The sequence below is a fragment of the Polynucleobacter sp. AP-Latsch-80-C2 genome (assembly GCF_018882185.1).
Taxonomy (GTDB): domain Bacteria; phylum Pseudomonadota; class Gammaproteobacteria; order Burkholderiales; family Burkholderiaceae; genus Polynucleobacter.
The window spans coordinates 83181-100696 of the sequence record NZ_JACVOY010000001.1 but is presented as its reverse complement, the minus strand read 5'-3'; the positions used below and the strand labels follow the sequence as shown (position 1 = coordinate 100696).

Sequence of the window (17516 nt, the reverse complement as noted above, 5' to 3'; positions counted from 1 at the left end):
ATTACATTGAAGCAGAGCGCTCGATCAGTTTACGGCGCATTGGGCGCAATACAAACCAAGCCAAGATTGCAGCTGTTCCATTTAAGAAACTCGCAACCCAGAATACCGCCTCCCAACCGCCAGTCATTGTTACCAATACGCTAGACAAAGGCACCAACAATGAAGCCGTACCTTTTGCTGTGTAGAGTAGACCTGCATTACCAGCAGCATAGGTTGAACCGAAGGTGTCTGCGTTTGTTGATGGGAACAAGCTATAAATCTCACCCCAAGCAAAGAAGACTAAACCAGTCAACAGAACAAACAACACAGGATCGCGACCAAGGTAATACAAACCAAGAATACCTAAGCACTCAAATGTGAAGCAAAGTGTCATCGTTTGTTCGCGACCAATCTTGTCAGATACCCAACCGAAGAATGGACGTGTCAAACCATTTAATACGCGGTCAACTGTCAATGCGAATGTCAGTGCAGGCAAGGCCAATCCCATCAAACTGACTGTTACACCAGCAATCTGGAAGTCCTTAGCAATTGGGCCTAACTGTGCAGTAGCCATCAAGCCACCCGCAGCTACCATCACGAACATTAGATACATGATCCAGAACACAGGTTGCTTGACCATTTCCATTGGACGAAAATCTTTACGAGTCTGAGCAACAGCAGCCTTGACAGTAGTGATAGCACTCTTGATAGGCTTAGAGAGCAGCAAGCTCAGCACTACTACGATTGAGCCCTGCCAAATACCGAAAAACCAGAATGCCTCTTGGTAACCCTGATTAGCAATCATGTTGGCAATTGGAATCACGGTCAATGCAGAACCAGCGCCGAAACCTGCGGCAGTCATACCAGCTGCTAAACCACGACGATCTGGGAACCACTTGAGCGCATTACCTACGCAAGTACCGTATACAGCACCTGCACCAACACCACTAACAGCAGCAGCTATATACAGCATTGTCAATGTTTCAGCATGGGCATTCATCATCCAGCCAATGCCGCACAAGATACCGCCGAAAAATACTACTGGGCGTGGGCCAAATTTATCAACGAGATAACCCTCGATTGGCACCAACCAAGTTTCTGTCAATACGAAAATGGTGAAAGCAACTTGAATCGCTGCACGTCCCCATCCAAACTTCGCATCAATTGGATTGACGAATAAAGTCCAACCGTATTGCAAGTTTGCAATCATCGACATACAGATAATGCCGATTAGTAGCTGAAACCAACGACCCCCTAAAGGCCCTGCAGTTTTCTCGCCGCTCATCTTAAATCTCCTCTTTTTTACTTTTTATAAATACTTATGAGTCCCAAAAATTGGGCTATCTGATTTTTAAGCATTTACACAATGGATTACTTGACAGTAATCAAGTTTTACTCAATTCCACACTAGTGATTACCCTGCCTATAACCTTTTGAAATTTAAGCTTTACTTCCCCAGGAATGCGCAACCAATACTCTTACCAAACATGAAGATGACAAAGAAAAAGCCACCCGAATGAACTGACCCCCAAAAGTTGGACGTTATGTCCAACCAAGGGGGTTTTGTTTTATGAGCAAGTACAGCAAGCAGTTCAAGCTAAAGGTAGTTAAAGAGTTTCTAAAGTCAGGCGGTCTTAAGCGGGTAAGTCACTTATTTGAGATTAGTCACTCAGATGTCCGCAAATGGGCTTTAGCCTATCAAGCCCATGGTCATAGCGGTCTTAACCCCAGCTTCCAACGCTACTCCCCAGATTTTAAAGTCCAAGTTCTGCAGCACATGGCTGCGCACCAGATATCAGCAAGGCCAGCTGCTGCCCACTTTGGGATTGGTAGTATGACCACCATTTTGCAATGGCAAAAACTCTACAATGAAGGCGGTATTACAGCCCTTGCCAATCGACAGAGAGGACAACCGCCTATGTCCCAATTTAATATCAAAGCATTACTCAAAAAGCCTATCTCGGAGCTCACGCCGGCAGAGTTGCGAAGACGTTTGGAGTATGCCGAAGCACAGGCTGCCTACCTAAAAAAGTTAGAAGCCTTAGCTCAGAGCAAAGCAACAAAAGAGAACAAGCCCAAATAATTACTGAGCTAAGGCCGCATTACCGTTTGCTAGACTTACTACTTATCGCCAAGATGGCTAAAAGCGTTTACTACTACTGGCGGGCAGCCAGTAGTAAAGCTGATCCTTATCAGGGGGCTAAAGAGCATATCACCCAGATCTTTAATGCCCATCGGGGTCGCTATGGCTATCGGCGGGTACATTTAGAGCTACGTAATCAACATCAACATTTAAACCACAAGACAGTGCAAAAGCTCATGACTCAATTAGGACTTAAATCGACTGTGAGACCTAAGCGCTATCAGTCTTATAAGGGGTCTGTGGGCAAGGCAGCCCCCAACTTGTTAGAGCGCAACTTTATAGCTAAAGCACCCAATCAAAAGTGGGTAACCGATGTGACTGAGTTCAATATCAAGGGCGAGCGAGTGTACTTATCACCGATCTTAGACCTCTATAACCAAGAGATCATCTCCTATGAGATTGCTGATCGGCCACAGATTAGCTCAGTAATGCAGATGCTTCAAAGCGCATTTAAACAACTGGGACCAAAAGACAAACCCATGCTGCACTCAGACCAGGGCTGGCAATATCAAATGGGGCTTTATCAACAGACCTTACGCAAGCAAGGTGTTACTCAAAGCATGTCTAGAAAAGGTAATTGCTTAGACAACGCAGTCATGGAAAACTGGTTTGGGATTATGAAAACAGAGTTCTTCTATCGGAAGAGATTTGAAAGTATCGAATCATTTAAAGCTGAACTTAAGGAATATATCCACTACTACAACCATGACCGAATTAAACAAAAGCTAAAGGGATTGAGCCCGGTGCAATACCGAACTCAATCCCTCGTGCTAACCTAACTAAACTGTCCAACTACTGGGGGTCAGTTCAGAGGGTGGCTTTTAATAAATCAGTAATTGATGAATTACATGCCGCGATATGCGCCGTCGAAATCATAGTGACGAGCAGTCTGCTCTTGGCTAGTTTTGCTTTCAGTAAAAAGCTGGTTGATCATATTCAATAAAACAGTCATTTGAATCTCCTTAAGGGTTAGTACCTAGATTATAACCCTAATATTATTGCGCTGCAATAGACAATGCAAGGCCTCAAATCAGACATTCAAATAAGCGTAAATACCCCTATCTTATTGTTTTTATTGGATATTTATCAAATAGGGGATTCAAAAGACTGGTGCCGCTTGCCGGAATCGAACTGGCGACCTTTTCATTACGAATGAACTGCTCTACCAACTGAGCTAAAGCGGCGACTTGAAGATGATTCTAGCGGAACCGATCTAAGAGCTTTTTGCTTAACTTATCTAGAGCGGTAGAGTCTTTGATCAGGAACTGCAAACCATTTGAATCTGCAATCAATAAAGTATTGCCGGCGATTCGGCGAATATCCTCTTCCCCTTTGAGACGAATACGGGTTGGCCCACGATCTGTCTCAATATCCCAAATACTAGGCGTAGCGTAGGTTGAGACTCTGGTAATTCTCTCGATGACAGGCATAAATTCTCGGGCCGCGAGTTCTTCTTCAATTAATCCTAACTCTGCCTCGGGAATGGCAGAAACATCTGGGTACCACCATAACTCCTTACCAGAGGTATCCATGATGCCAATGCCTGCGCCAGGCGCCGTGATGGGAAAAGCACGCACAGGATGCACGCCGATATGACGCCCGCCATTGGGTCCAATAAATACCAGTCGCCCTAATTCATCACGTTCAAGTAAATGAGATTTGTTCTGATGACTCACACGCCACCTCCTACATCTTTGGCGATTTGTTGTAACTGCTCTTCTTCCTGCTCTTCAAGACTTTCGCCGATGGCGCCACCCTCTACTAATTCAGCAGCATGTCGTAATTGCGCTTGGTACAAGGTGTAATAAGCGCCCTGAGCTTCCATTAATTGCTCATGCGAGCCAATCTCAACAATCTCACCTTTATCCAAAACAACCAAGCGATCAGCCTTACGCAAGGTAGAGAGGCGATGGGCAATCGCAATAGTAGTGCGGCCTTTAACGAGATTATCTAAAGCCCGCTGAATTTCTTTTTCGGTTGTTGTATCTACTGAAGAGGTAGCCTCATCCAGTATCAAAATACTTGGATTAATTAAGAGCGCCCGTGCAATCGAGATACGCTGACGCTCACCCCCAGATAATGATTGACCGCGCTCACCCACCAAGGAGTCATATCCAAGCGGCAAGCGCAAAATGAATTCATGGGCATGCGCAGCTCGTGCTGCTTCAATAATTTCTTCGCGCGAAGCATCTGGTTTGCCGTAGGCAATATTTTCAGCAATCGTTCCAAAGAACAAGAATGGCTCCTGTAAAACTAAACCAATACATTTGCGATAGTCAGCAATACCAATACTGCGAATATCACGACCATCTAAAGAGATCGATCCTGAGCTGACATCATAAAAACGGCAAATCAAATTGACTAAAGTGCTTTTGCCAGATCCGCTATGACCTACCAGCCCAATCATTTCACCAGGAACGATATCAAGATCAATTCCTTTGGTCACTGCGCGGTTGCCATACCGAAAGCCCACACCCTTTAAATTAATGCGCCCTTTGACTTCTCCTAAGGGAGCTGGATTAATTGGTTCAGGAACACTGGAGACGTGATCCAAAATATCAAAGATTCGTTTTGCACCAGCTGCTGCCTTTTGGGTGTGAGAAACAATCCGGCTCATGGAATCTAATCGAACATAAAAACGGCCGATATAAGCCAAGAAGGCAATCAACACACCTACCGTTACCTTTTGATGGGCAACCTGCCAAATACCAAATCCCCAAACGACTAATAATCCAGTTTCAGTCAGCAGCGTCACTGTTGGTGAGAACAGGCCCCATACGCGATTGACACGATCATTAATTTGTAGGTTGTGTTTATTGGAATCAACAAAGCGATTGAGCTCACGATCTTCTTGAGCAAAGGCTTTCACAACCCGAATTCCCGGAATCGTATCAGCCAAAATATTGGTGACTTCCGACCAAATCCGATCAATCTTTTCAAATCCAAAACGCAACTTATCGCGTACTACGTGAATCATCCATACGATAAATGGCAGAGGAGCAAGCGTTACTAAAGCCAAGAGTGGATCAATCGAGAAGAGGATCGCTGCAGTCATCGTGATCATCAAAACATCTGTCACGAAATCTAAGGCATAAAGCGATAGGAATACACAAATACGGTCTGTTTCAGCGCCAATGCGAGCGATCAAGTCACCTGTGCGCTTGCCTCCAAAGTACTCCAAAGACAATTTGAGTAAATGTTCAAAAGTAGTGTTACGTAAATCAGCACCGATGCGCTCACTAACCAATGCCAGCAAATACGTCTTCCACCAACCTAGGCCCCAGGCAATGATGGCCGCACCAAATAGTGCAAATAGATACAAGCTGGCTAAATGGAAATCAATGGGATTACCTTTTTCGTAGGGAATCAATACGTGATCCATTAAGGGCATGGTGAGGTACGGCGGGATCAAGGTTGCACCGGTGGAGAGCAAGGTCAACACAAAACCCAGTAGAAGCTGTTTTTTATACGGCTTAGCAAAACGCCATAATTTAAATAAGGTCCACGTAGACGGCGGCTTGTCGTCCTCAGGATCGCAAGTGGGGCATACATCTGAATTTGCAGGCTTTGGGCTTAAGCAAACTGAACAAACTTGTTTATCGTATTCAGTTACCTCAGCTGGTTTATCTTGGTGCCCCTTCGTCAACTGTCGAAAGCTAGATTGAAGACGCAAAACCTGTGGATTTACCGCCAAGGTGAAATGCCAGATTCTGAGTAAGCGCTCATCAGACTCAAGCTTGAGATGACCTACTCCAGCGTGATCTCCATGAACCAGATGCTCACCGCGATCGATCGGCCAGGTTTCAAGACTTTTACCGTCCGTCCAAAAGAGACCCTTCTCAGTCAGTAAAAGCAGGCTCTTTTCAAAGCGTAGGTCCGAACCTAAATCCAACTCCACCCATGCTAGCGCTGCCTCAAGATTGGGCACCGGGGATTTCATAAACTCCAATACAGCTTGCCAGTAACTAGGCACTAAGGGAGTAAAAGGTAGGAATTCAGGCTTCATTGATCCTAAAAGTATAGTGGAGCAAGCTTTTTTAGATTTATTCGCTATGTCAACTTTTGGGGTCCAAAAGCCGTTAAATTAGCAAAGTGAGCCTTTTTATGTATTTTTGCTAATTTTGTGGATTTTCAATAACAACTAGAAATCGAGAGACCGTCTGACGCATCCCCGCCAAATATGGCGCTGAGCCTCGTAATACCGTAAATGCCCCAATTACTAGATAAATACATTGAGATTCTGAGCGTTAAGCATCTCCGCGGTCCCAATATGTGGACCTACCACCCCGTCCTCGAAGTTTGGCTCGATATTGGTGACCTTGAAGACTTCCCTTCCAATCTCATCCCCGGATTTTACGATCGATTAGTCAAAGCGCTTCCAAGTCTTCAAGAACATCGCTGCAGCTATGGTGAGGCAGGCGGCTTTCTCAAACGCGTGGAAGAAGGCACTTGGCCTGCTCATATTCTTGAGCACCTCACATTGGAGCTACAAAACTTAGCAGGCATTCCTGGTGGATTTGGCAAAGCCCGTGATGGGGATCGTCGCGGCGTATACAAAGTCATGGTGAGTGCAAACAATGAAGAGGTCACACTGACTGCACTCAAATATGCACGTGATTTGTACTTGGCTTTGGCACAAGACACAAAAGATCCGGCTGCTCTTGTCGAAGAGATTATTGAGCAATTGCGTGACTTGAGTGATGACCTACTGCTAGGCCCGAGTACCGCTTGTATTGTGAACGCAGCTGAAGAGCGCGGCATTCCTTCCATTCGTCTTTCCGAAGGTAATTTAGTTCAACTGGGATATGGCGCAAAACAGCGTCGTATCTGGACAGCAGAGACTGACAGCACTAGCGCTATTGCCGAAACCATCTCAAGAGATAAAGATCTCACCAAGGGTTTATTAGCCAGCGCTGGGGTTCCTACTCCTGAAGGCCGGACCGTGACCAGCCCCGATGATGCATGGGAGGCTGCACAAGATATCGGCTTGCCAGTAGTCGTAAAGCCGATCGACGGCAATCATGGACGCGGCGTCTTTATCAACCTCTATACCCAAGCAGAAATTGAAGCGGCCTACGCCGTAGCCATTGAAGAAGGCAGCGAAGTATTGGTTGAGCGCCATATTGTTGGAGATGAGCACCGAGTCTTGGTTGTCGGTAACAAAGTAGTTGCCGCAGCTAAAGGCGAAAGTGTTTGGGTGACCGGTGACGGTAAACATTCCGTTCGCGAATTAATTGATATTCAAATTAATTCTGACCCACGACGCGGCACATCGGAAGAACACCCTCTGAATCCCGCGAGAATTGATTCCGCAGTGGAGCTTGAACTTACCCGCCAAAAATTAACCGGGGATAGCATCCCCGTCAACGACCAAAAAGTGTTGATCCAGATTAACGGTAACGTCGCTTTCGATGTTACTCACTTAGTCCACCCAGATGTGGCCAGCCAAGTAGCCTTAGCTGCTCGAGTTGTTGGCCTTGATATTGCCGGCATAGATTTAGTTGCGCAAGATATCAGCAAGCCTATGGCAGAACAGAATGCAGCCATTGTAGAAGTGAACGCTGGCCCTAGCCTACTGATGCATTTGAAACCAGCAAGCGGTACACCTCAACCTGTAGGTAAAGAGATTGCGAATCATTTATTCCCTCCTGGCGTTGATTTCCGCATTCCCGTTGTCGGCATTTGTGGCGAAAAAGGCAAAACATCAGTAGCAGAAATGGTTGCACACTTTTTACGTTTAACCAATCTGTATGTAGGCCTCTCATGCAGTAAGGGTTTGTATTTTGGTAATAGAGCCATTCCCAATTCGAATGCATCAAATTGGGAAAACGCTCGCCGCACTTTATTAAATCGCGCCGTCGAAGCCGCGGTTGTTGAAAACAATCATTTATCCATGTTGATTGAAGGTTTAGCTTACGATCGCTGCCAAGTTGGGGTTGTACTCAATATTGACCCGACCGCCAATTTCCCTCAATACGCAATCTATGATGAAGATCAAGTCTTTAGCGTTGTGCGCACGCAAATTGATGTAGTACTACCAAATGGTGTTGGCGTATTAAATGCTGATGATGCGATGGTGGCACAAATGGCAGAACTCTGTGATGGTGAAGTTATTTTCTTTACTGAAAATCCAGATTCTGAGCTTGTTAAAACCCATCTTCAAAATGGTGGTCGCGCAGTATTGGTTGGCAAACAGCAAATCACACTGAAATCCGGCAAGCTTGATCAAAAAAGCATCCCTGTTCCACGCCACTCTGAGTCCAATACTGCTTCTCCATGGAAGGCCATGAATCTAGGCGCTGCCATAGCCGCAGCTTGGGCGCTTGAGATACCATTTAACGTCATTGAAGCTGGCGCTGAAACATTTGTCACCGACACCACCACCGTAGCAGGGGCTTAATTGGAAATTACCCGTATTCGCATGTTGCGTGGCCCCAATCTTTGGAGCCGCCATACCGCCTTAGAAGCAATCGTCTCTTGTGAAAAGACGGAGCGCTCCATTGATTCCATTCCCCAGTTTGAAAATAAAATTCGCGAACGTTTTCCGCAACTCGGTAGCATGCGTCGTGGTGGGCAAAATGAAGTCTTATCTCTAGCACACGCTTTAGAGCATGCTGCACTCGGCCTGCAAGCGCAAGCTGGCTGCCCCGTTACCTTTAGTCGAACCGTTCAAACTATTGATGATGGCGTGTACCAAGTAGTTGTTGAATACATCGAAGAAGTTGTTGGGCGCATGGCGTTTGACTTTGGCTTTGCATTAATACAAGCAACACTGAATGACGCGCCATTTGATTTAACCGCCGCCCTCTCAGAATTAGAGGCACTCTACGAAGATGTTCGTCTTGGTCCAAGTACTGGCTCGATTGTCGATGCAGCAATTCAACGCAATATCCCCTACCGCCGCATGACCGAAGGTAGTATGGTGCAGTTTGGTTGGGGTAGCAAACAGAAGCGCATTCAGGCGGCAGAAACCAGTGATACCAGCGCCATTTCTGAAGCGATTGCTCAAGATAAAGAGCTTACCAAAAATTTACTCGCTGCAGCTGGCGTATCAGTACCGATTGGTGAAGTCGTTAGAAATGCGGATGACGCATGGCGCGCTGCCCAAAAAATTGGTGGCCCAATTGTTCTAAAACCAAAAGACGGCAATCAAGGTAAAGGCGTAGTAGCCAATATTCAAACCGAAGCGGATGTACGTGCTGGTTTTATCGTCACGCAAGCTTTTGGTCGTGAGACGATCGTTGAGCGCTACCTTCCTGGTGCTGACTATCGCTTACTCGTAGTTGGTAATCGCCTTTCAGCAGCAGCACGTCGTGAACCCGCTCAAGTGGTTGGCGATGGCAAACACACTGTTGCGCAGTTGGTAGAAATGGAAAATAAAAATCCATTGAGAGGCGATGGCCATGCCACAGCGCTCACCAAGATTCGCTTTGATGATATTGCCCTAGCCCATCTAGCAAGTTCCGGATTATCTCCGGAATACGTTCCTAAAACTGGTGAGCGTGTGCTCTTGCGCAATAACGCCAACCTCAGCACTGGTGGCACTGCTACCGATGTTACTGATGATGTTCATCCTGATGTTGCAGCAAGTGCAGTCGCTGCCGCGCAAATGATTGGCCTAGATATCGCTGGTGTTGACATCCTCTGTGAGGCGATTTACAAACCACTAGAGCAGCAAGGTGGTGGCATCGTTGAAGTAAACGCAGCGCCCGGCTTACGTATGCATTTAAAACCCTCCTACGGCAAAAGTCGTCCCGTTGGAGAAGACATCATCAATATGATGTTCCCTCCCGGCGAAGATGGTCGTATTCCGGTTGTTGCCGTCACTGGCACCAATGGCAAAACCACTACTGTACGTCTGATCTCTCACTTACTGAATGAGACCGGCCTTCGAGTTGGCATGACTGGTACTGATGGCGTTTACATCAATCATCGCCTCATTGATACCGGCGATTGCAGTGGGCCTAAGAGTGCACGCAACGTATTAATGCACCCAGATGTGGATGCTGCGGTTTTAGAGACTGCCCGCGGCGGCCTGCTACGGGAAGGCTTAGGCTTTGATCGCTGCGAGGTTGCCGTTGTTACTAATATTGGTGAAGGTGATCACTTAGGATTAAACTACATCGCCAGCGTAGAAGACCTTGCGATTCTAAAGCGCGTCATTGTGCAAAACGTAGCCCCTACTGGTGCTGCCGTATTAAATGCAGCAGATCCTATCGTGGTCAAAATGGGTGATAAGTGCGCAGGCCGCGTCATCTTCTTCGCCCAAAATCAGCACCACCCCGTGATTGCCGCACATCGCGCCAAAAACAAAAAAGTTATTTACTTTGATGGCGCCTATATCGTCGCCTCTAAAGGCTCACGAGTGATGTATCGCTTCCCTGTGAGTGAGATTCCGTTAACGCAGAATGGCGTGCTGGGCTTCCAAATTGAGAATGCTATGGCTGCTATTGGTGCTGCATGGGCGCTTGGACTTGATGCGGAAAAAATTGCCAGAGGTCTGCATAGCTTTGAGAGCACTGCTAATGCTGTTCCAGGACGCTTTAACCAATTCCAGCACAAAGGTGCAACCGTGATTGCCGATTATGGTCATAATCCCGATGCAATGCGTGCTTTGGCTAGCGCAATTCAGGCCATGAAACCTAAGAAGAGCCATGTTGTGATTAGCGGTGCAGGTGATCGACGAGATGAAGATATTCGTGACCTCACGCGTATTCTTGGCAACGCCTTTGATAATGTCATTCTCTACCAGGATGCCTGTCAGCGTGGTCGTGAGGATGGTGAAGTATTAAAACTTTTGCAAGAAGGCTTGGTTGGCGCCACTAAAGCAAAACAAGTGAAAGAAATTCACGGGGAATTTATTGCAATTGATACGGCACTCAATGACCTAGATGCTGGCGATATTTGCTTAATCCTGATTGACCAAGTTGAGGAATCACTTGCCTATCTTAAGCAGCAGGTAAGGCCTTAATATCTAGCCACTAATTTAATAGATGGTCTGTTAATAAAAAACCCAATCGATTGATTGGGTTTTTTATTAACAGATGTAGTCTACTTTATGAATGGTAGTGCTGCAATCGATCAATTTCCTCTTTAGATCCCAGCATCACAGAAACGCGTTCATGCAAATCAGTAGGCTGCATATCCATAATGAGCTCAGTGCCATTGGTTGATGCGCCACCAGCCTGCTCTACCAGGAAGCTCATAGGATTTGCTTCATACATCAAGCGCAACTTACCAGGCTTATGAGGTTCACGTTGATCCCATGGATACATAAAGACACCACCGCGAGAAAGTACGCGATGCACATCAGCAACCATCGAGGCAATCCAACGCATATTAAAGTCTTTATCACGCGCCCCGCTCACGCCTGCTAGACACTCATCGACATAGCGACGCACAGGTTCAGCCCAGTGACGCATGTTTGACATATTGATAGCAAATTCTTTAGTTGAATGAGCAATGGTGACAGCATCTTTGATTAACAGAAACTCGCCGGTAACCTTATTCAAAGTAAACATGACTACGCCATCACCTAAAGTGAGAGCCATCGTTGTTTGGGGGCCATATACAACGTAACCTGCAGCAACCTGATGACGCCCAGACAATAAGAAATCAGATGTCTCTAGTGGTGCTTTGGGATCTTGTTTTTTTAGAACTGAAAAAATGGTTCCAATCGAAACGTTGACATCAATATTGGACGAACCATCGAGCGGATCAAACAGCAGCAGGTAATCTCCGGTACCTTGAACTGGAACTGGTAACTCCATCTCTTCAGATGCCAGCCCTGCTAGCGATTTACAAGCTTGCACACCTTCAATCAACAAATCATTCGCAATGATGTCGAGCTTTTGCTGAACCTCACCTTGCACGTTACCCGTGCCAGCAGAACCCAATAAGCCAATTAAAGCGCCTTGAGCAACTTCATGGCTCAAGGTGGAGCAGGTATTCACAACAGCCGTTAGGAGCTCTTGCAAACCGGCAGGTACAACCGCACCTTTTGGCTTAGCCGTTTCTAAATAGTGCTTGAAATTTGTATTGGAACTGGTTGACACAGGAAAGTCTCCGTTTTGAATACCAAAGTAATCTATTGGACTCTATTTTGCCTTGTTCTTGCATATCCACTGGGAATAAGGATGTTTTAAGCGCCTATTTCGCAATACCCCCTTCATTTAAAGGCGTTTATGATGGTTTGATAACTATATTGATGCTAAAATGCATCTAAATTGATGAGGCCAAAAGATGAGAACCACCGTAACCATTGATGATGATTTATACGAACAGGGGCTCGAGCTTGCAGACCCAGGTATGGATAAGGCCGACTTATTTCGTGAAGCAATCCATGTTTTTGTAAGAGTTCAAATAGGGAAACGTTTAGCAGCCCTAGGTGGAAAATCGCCACAAATGAAGAGCATTCCGCGACGTAAACCAAAGAGCGGAATTTAACGATGCCAGTAGTTTTGGCGGATACATCCGTCTGGGTCGCCCACTTTAGAAAATCAAATCCAATCCTTGAGAGCTTATTGCTCAATGATCAAGTTCTCTGCCACCCACTGGTCTTAATGGAAATTGCCTGTGGAAGCCCACCCTCACCGAGATCAAAAACACTTCTCTATCTCAAGGGATTGCAGCAAGCAAAAGTAGCAACGCCAAATGAAATCCTAGACTTCATTGAAAAGTACAAGTTTTTTGAATCAGGCTGTGGCGCGATTGATGTTTCTCTACTCGCCTCCACACTGATATCAGAAAATGCCTTACTTTGGACGCTAGATAAACATCTTGCGTCGCTAGCAACCCCTCTGGGAATATCCTACAACAGCCAGCTTCATTGAGCCCATTAAATTAGTTTCCCAGGGCCTTACCGACCACTTCCCTGACGTCTGGAGATAGGGTCTGACAGGCAGCAACGCGTTCCAAGGCAGCCTTCATCTTGTTTTGGTAGGGCTGAGCAAATAAACGCCAGCGATCAAGCGCCCTAGCCAATCGGGCGGCTACTTGGGGATTAATGGGATCTAAGGCCAAAACACTATCTGCCCAAAATTCATAGCCACTGCCGTCGGCCTGATGAAAACTTGCGGGATTATTTGAACAAAACGCATGAATCACACTGCGCACCCGGTTAGGGTTATTCAACTTAAAGGCTGGATGCTCGCGCAAACGCTTTACATCTACCAAAGTTAAATCGAGGCCATCTACCGGCGGCCTACTCGATTGAAGCGCAAACCACTTATCAATCACCAAAGCATCATTTGCAAAGCGGCTAAAGAAATCGGTCAAGCATTCTTGAGCAGCCTTGGCACCATTTAATACTAATGCTGATAGAGCCGCATAACGATCAGTCATATTGTCAGCAATGCGATATTGATTAACCGCCATCGCTGCCCAAGTGCTTACATCAGCATCAAGCAACATGCTGAGCGCTAAATTCTTGAGGGCTCGCTTACCGGCACTCACAGCATCCGGCTTAAAAGGTCCTGGCGTTTGCATCTGCTGATACAAAGCAGCCCACTCGAGCTGCAATTGCTTGGCAATCTCTTTCCGGAAGGCGCGGCGTGCCGTAAAAATCTGCTGGGGATCAACAGAAGCGCACTGCTCATACAAATAAGTTTCCGCAGGAAGTGTTAAGGCCAAATCCTTAAAAGCAGGATCCAAATCTGGATCAAGCAATAAATTGCGATAAGCCTCAATTAATTTCGCATCAGGCAGACGATTATTCAAAATCATGCGCATGGCTAATTTTTGGCCAGCCTCCCAGCGATTAAAGGGATCATCATCGCCGGTGAATAAAGTTAAAAGGTCTGCTTCGCTTTGCTCAAAGTCTAAATTTATCGGGGCAGAAAAGTCACGATTAATCGATAGCACTGGACGCTCTTCAATATTGTCAAAGGTCCAAGTCTGGCTTGTTTGGGTTAATTCCAGTAACTTTTCCACCTGTTCATTGCTTTTGGTAATCAAGCGCATCTTCAATGGAATATGGAAAGGTTTTTTCTCAGGCTGCCCAGGGCTTGGCGCACAACTTTGCGTCAACGTGAGATGAAATTGTTTTTTGGCGGCGTCGTATTGCTCCTGTACCTTCACACGCGGCGTTCCCGCCTGGCTATACCAATTTCTGAATTGCGAAAGATCACGGCCATTGGCATCAGCCATTGCCGCCAAAAAGTCATCGCAGGTCACAGCTTGGCCATCATGACGCTTAAAGTACAAATCCATACCTTTACGGAAACCATCTCTACCCAATAATGTCTGGTACATCCGCACTACTTCAGACCCCTTTTCGTAAACGGTTACGGTGTAAAAATTATTGATCTCTTGATATTCATCCGGACGAATCGGATGCGCCATTGGACCCGCATCTTCTGGAAACTGCAATTGACGCAGCAATCTCACATCCTCGATCCGCTTTACCGCTCTACCGGATTCACTACCCATTTGATCGGCAGAAAACTCTTGGTCTCTGAAAACAGTTAAACCTTCTTTAAGTGACAACTGAAACCAATCTTGGCAGGTAACGCGATTTCCTGTCCAGTTATGGAAGTATTCGTGAGCAACCACGCTCTCGATATTGGCAAAGTCTGAATCAGTCGCAGTTTCTGGTTGCGCTAAGACAAACTTAGTATTGAAGATGTTCAACCCCTTGTTCTCCATCGCGCCCATATTGAAGTCACTGACTGCAACAATCATGAAGCGCTCAAGATCAAGCTCTAAACCAAAGCGCTTTTCATCCCAATGAATAGAAGCAATTAAAGAATCCATGGCATGGCGCGTTTTAGGCAAGTCATGCGGCTCCACCCATATCTGGAGCAACTTCTTAGCACCACTGCTAGTGGTAATAGTCTCTTCAATGCATTCCAACTTACCAGCCACTAAAGCAAATAGGTAAGATGGCTTCGGAAATGGATCAACCCAAGTAGCGCTATGCCAACCATTAGGTAATTTTTCAGTCCCTAACAAATTACCATTCGACAACAAGACTGGGCATTCTGCTTCACGCGCCCGCAAGGTGACGCGATAGCGCGCCATCACATCAGGGCGATCTAGGAAGTAAGTCATTTTTCTGAAACCCTCTGCTTCACACTGCGTAAAGAAATTTCCATTAGAGACATACAACCCCATTAAGGTCGTATTTTTCTCTGGAACACACACGCAAATAATTTCCAGGATGAATTTATCTTTACCCTCATTAGGCAAACCCTGAATCGTCAACGTCTCTGGCGTTAGTTCAAACTGACGATGAGCCTCGCCATTAATTCGCAGGCTGACAAACTCCAGTTCCTGCCCCACCAATACCAGAGGTGATCCGACCTCGAAAGCAAGCCCCGGAAGCACTTCAATACGACTCTTCACAATTGTGCGAGCCGGGTCCAAGGCAATATCTAGCTCGACTTGATCAAAGGTATATACAGGGGGGCGGTATTCGAGCCTACGAAAGCTCTGTGGCAGATCAGTTTTCATGGATTGATTTTAAGTCTTGAGCAAAAAGTTGGTGATGCGTGAGTTAAGTCCAAATCAGGGTTGCAATACCAATCGCAATGAAGGTGATTGCTGCAACAGCATGCACCCACTTAATGGGCATGCGCTTGGTAAATTTCTGCCCGATCCAAACCGCTGGCGCATTGGCTAACATCATCCCCAAAGTGGTGCCAACGGTCACTGAAAACACATCCTCGTAGCGCGCGCCTAAGGCAATAGTCGCAATTTGCGTCTTGTCACCCATCTCTGCCAAAAAGAATAGGCCTACGGTGAGTAGAAAAACCTGTAATGCCCTATCAGCAACTTTAGATCCTGCAGCATCATCAATATGATCGGGCACCAAAAGCCATAAACCAATCCCCAAAAAGCTCAAGCCTAAAACCCAGCGCATGACATCCGGGGAAAGTAAGGTCGTTAACCAATGACCAAGCAAAGCTGCACAAGCGTGATTTGCAATAGTGGCTATGAAAATGGCTGCAATAATTGCCAAGGCCTGCTTAGGGTAACGGGCGGCCAACATTAACGACAGTAGCTGGGTCTTATCCCCCATTTCAGCCAAAGCAACCACGCCGGTAGAGAGGAGTAAGGCGGAAAAGTCCATAAATTCAGCAGCTTAGAAGTTGTCTATCGGAAATGATCGGGCATTGAAATGACAATGCATCAGGCTAGTTTAGAGGCTTTGGACGCACATGCCCAGATTGAGCAAAATAAATAAGGCAGACGCTCAGCCGATGGATCTGAGCAAGCACCCCCCAACGGAAGCATCCGCCTCTTTACTCTTGAACTATCGAATGAATAAATGCCTAAGCAGTAAAGAACTCCTCGGCAAGCACAAAGTCTAATTTCTGAGCTTGAGCAACTGGCTGAGAAGTTAAAACACCTTTGTGGACATTAAGACCATTGCGCAAATGATGATCGATTGATAAAGCCTGAATCACACCACGATTGGCTAATGCCTCAACATAAGGATAGGTCGCATTGGTTAAAGCAAAGGTGGAGGTTCTGGCGACTGCCCCTGGCATATTAGCAACACAGTAATGCAGCACACCGTCAACCAAGAATGTGGGGTCAGCATGTGTAGTGGGTTTTGAGGTTTCAAAACAGCCGCCCTGGTCGATTGCCACATCGACTGCTACTGCGCCTGTTTTCATTTTCTTCACCATTTCCCGAGTGACTAATTTAGGAGCTGCGCCACCTGGAAGTAAAACAGCACCAATGACCACATCAGCCTCGCATACCTCTTGCTCTATCAATAGACTGTCGGAGTAAAAAGTACGCACACGATTGCCATATAAGGAATCGATTTGGCGTAAGCGCTCAATATCCCGATCGAAGATACAAATATCCGCACCCATGCCTACCGCAATTTGTAATGCGTTGCGCCCCACTACACCCCCGCCGAGTATTACCACCTTAGCTGGCGATACTCCAGGAACTCCCGCCATGAGGACGCCTAAGCCACCATGTGATTTTTCGAGATGAGAAGCTGCCGCTTGGATAGACATGCGGCCAGCAACTTCACTCATGGGAGCTAAGAGCGGTAATGCACCATTCATAGAAGTCACCGTCTCGTAGGCGATACAAGTAGCGCCTGAATCCAGCAAAGCTTTAGTTTGTTTAGGATCTGGCGCCAAATGAAGATAGGTAAAGAGAATTTGATCTTCTCGCAACATGGCGCATTCCTGCGCTTGAGGCTCCTTTACCTTCACAATCATCTCAGCTTTATGAAACACTTCTGCCGCACTATTAATTAAAGTCGCACCAGCAATACGATAAGACTCGTCACTTAAGCCAATCTGCTCACCAGCGCCACGTTGCACTAAAACCGAATGGCCTTGTCTACATAAGCCACTCACATTGCCGGGCGTCAACCCCACCCGAAACTCATTATTTTTTACTTCTTGAGGTACACCAATAATCATTG

Annotated in this window: 12 protein-coding genes and 1 tRNA gene; 5 read left to right on the top strand and 8 right to left on the bottom strand. The window is 46.4% G+C overall.

What is annotated here, in order from left to right; all coding sequences use genetic code 11:
• Position 1 precedes the first annotated feature (1 nt).
• Positions 2-1264 carry an oxalate/formate MFS antiporter gene (gene oxlT, locus ICN47_RS00485; protein ID WP_216217967.1) on the bottom strand — a complete coding sequence of 421 codons (1263 nt, stop codon included), beginning with the start codon at positions 1262-1264 and terminating at the stop codon, positions 2-4.
• 285 nt (positions 1265-1549) lie between these two features.
• Here oxlT and ICN47_RS00480 point away from each other — a divergent pair.
• Positions 1550-2901 (top strand): IS3 family transposase gene (locus tag ICN47_RS00480; protein ID WP_370626230.1). Its coding sequence is split into 2 segments (ribosomal slippage): positions 1550-2012 and positions 2012-2901, totalling 1353 coding nucleotides; the frame shifts between segments, so codons are not numbered across the junction.
• A gap of 329 nt (positions 2902-3230) precedes the next feature.
• On the opposite strand, the gene ICN47_RS00475 is transcribed toward ICN47_RS00480, so the two are convergent.
• From ICN47_RS00475 to ICN47_RS00465, 3 genes are all read right to left on the bottom strand, one after another.
• Positions 3231-3306 (bottom strand) — tRNA-Thr (locus ICN47_RS00475).
• Positions 3307-3321: 15 nt separating this feature from the next.
• Entirely contained in the window at positions 3322-3798 is a 477-nt protein-coding gene (locus ICN47_RS00470; protein ID WP_216217966.1) for a DUF1854 domain-containing protein, read from the bottom strand.
• Positions 3795-6128 carry an ABC transporter ATP-binding protein gene (locus ICN47_RS00465; protein WP_216217965.1) on the bottom strand — a complete coding sequence of 778 codons (2334 nt, stop codon included), beginning with the start codon at positions 6126-6128 and terminating at the stop codon, positions 3795-3797. Before ICN47_RS00465 ends, ICN47_RS00470 begins: the two co-directional genes overlap by 4 nt.
• Before the next feature lie 201 nt (positions 6129-6329).
• On the opposite strand from ICN47_RS00465, the gene cphA (ICN47_RS00460) reads away from it, so the two are divergent.
• Positions 6330-8522, top strand: coding sequence for a cyanophycin synthetase (gene cphA / locus ICN47_RS00460; RefSeq protein ID WP_216217964.1), 2193 nt, complete (start codon positions 6330-6332; stop codon positions 8520-8522).
• Positions 8523-11093, top strand: coding sequence for a cyanophycin synthetase (gene cphA / locus ICN47_RS00455; protein ID WP_216217963.1), 2571 nt, complete (start codon positions 8523-8525; stop codon positions 11091-11093).
• An 85-nt stretch (positions 11094-11178) separates the two neighbouring features.
• Here cphA (ICN47_RS00455) and ICN47_RS00450 read toward each other — a convergent pair whose 3' ends face one another.
• Complete coding sequence (locus ICN47_RS00450; protein WP_370626229.1) at positions 11179-12177, bottom strand: class 1 fructose-bisphosphatase; 999 nt, start codon at positions 12175-12177, stop codon at positions 11179-11181.
• Between the two features lie 187 nt (positions 12178-12364).
• On the opposite strand from ICN47_RS00450, the gene ICN47_RS00445 reads away from it, so the two are divergent.
• Positions 12365-12568, top strand: coding sequence for a type II toxin-antitoxin system VapB family antitoxin (locus ICN47_RS00445; RefSeq protein ID WP_216217962.1), 204 nt, complete (start codon positions 12365-12367; stop codon positions 12566-12568).
• A gap of 2 nt (positions 12569-12570) precedes the next feature.
• The gene (locus ICN47_RS00440; RefSeq protein WP_216217961.1) at positions 12571-12954 is read left to right on the top strand and encodes a type II toxin-antitoxin system VapC family toxin; all 384 of its coding nucleotides are present in this window, start codon (positions 12571-12573) and stop codon (positions 12952-12954) included.
• A 10-nt stretch (positions 12955-12964) separates the two neighbouring features.
• Here the strand turns inward: ICN47_RS00440 and pepN are convergent, their stop codons facing one another.
• From pepN to ald, 3 genes are all read right to left on the bottom strand, one after another.
• Positions 12965-15574 carry an aminopeptidase N gene (gene pepN / locus ICN47_RS00435; RefSeq protein ID WP_216217960.1) on the bottom strand — a complete coding sequence of 870 codons (2610 nt, stop codon included), beginning with the start codon at positions 15572-15574 and terminating at the stop codon, positions 12965-12967.
• Positions 15575-15617: 43 nt separating this feature from the next.
• Positions 15618-16193 carry a TMEM165/GDT1 family protein gene (locus tag ICN47_RS00430; RefSeq protein WP_216217959.1) on the bottom strand — a complete coding sequence of 192 codons (576 nt, stop codon included), beginning with the start codon at positions 16191-16193 and terminating at the stop codon, positions 15618-15620.
• Positions 16194-16395: 202 nt separating this feature from the next.
• Positions 16396-17514, bottom strand: coding sequence for an alanine dehydrogenase (gene ald / locus ICN47_RS00425; protein ID WP_216217958.1), 1119 nt, complete (start codon positions 17512-17514; stop codon positions 16396-16398).
• Positions 17515-17516: the final 2 nt, after the last annotated feature.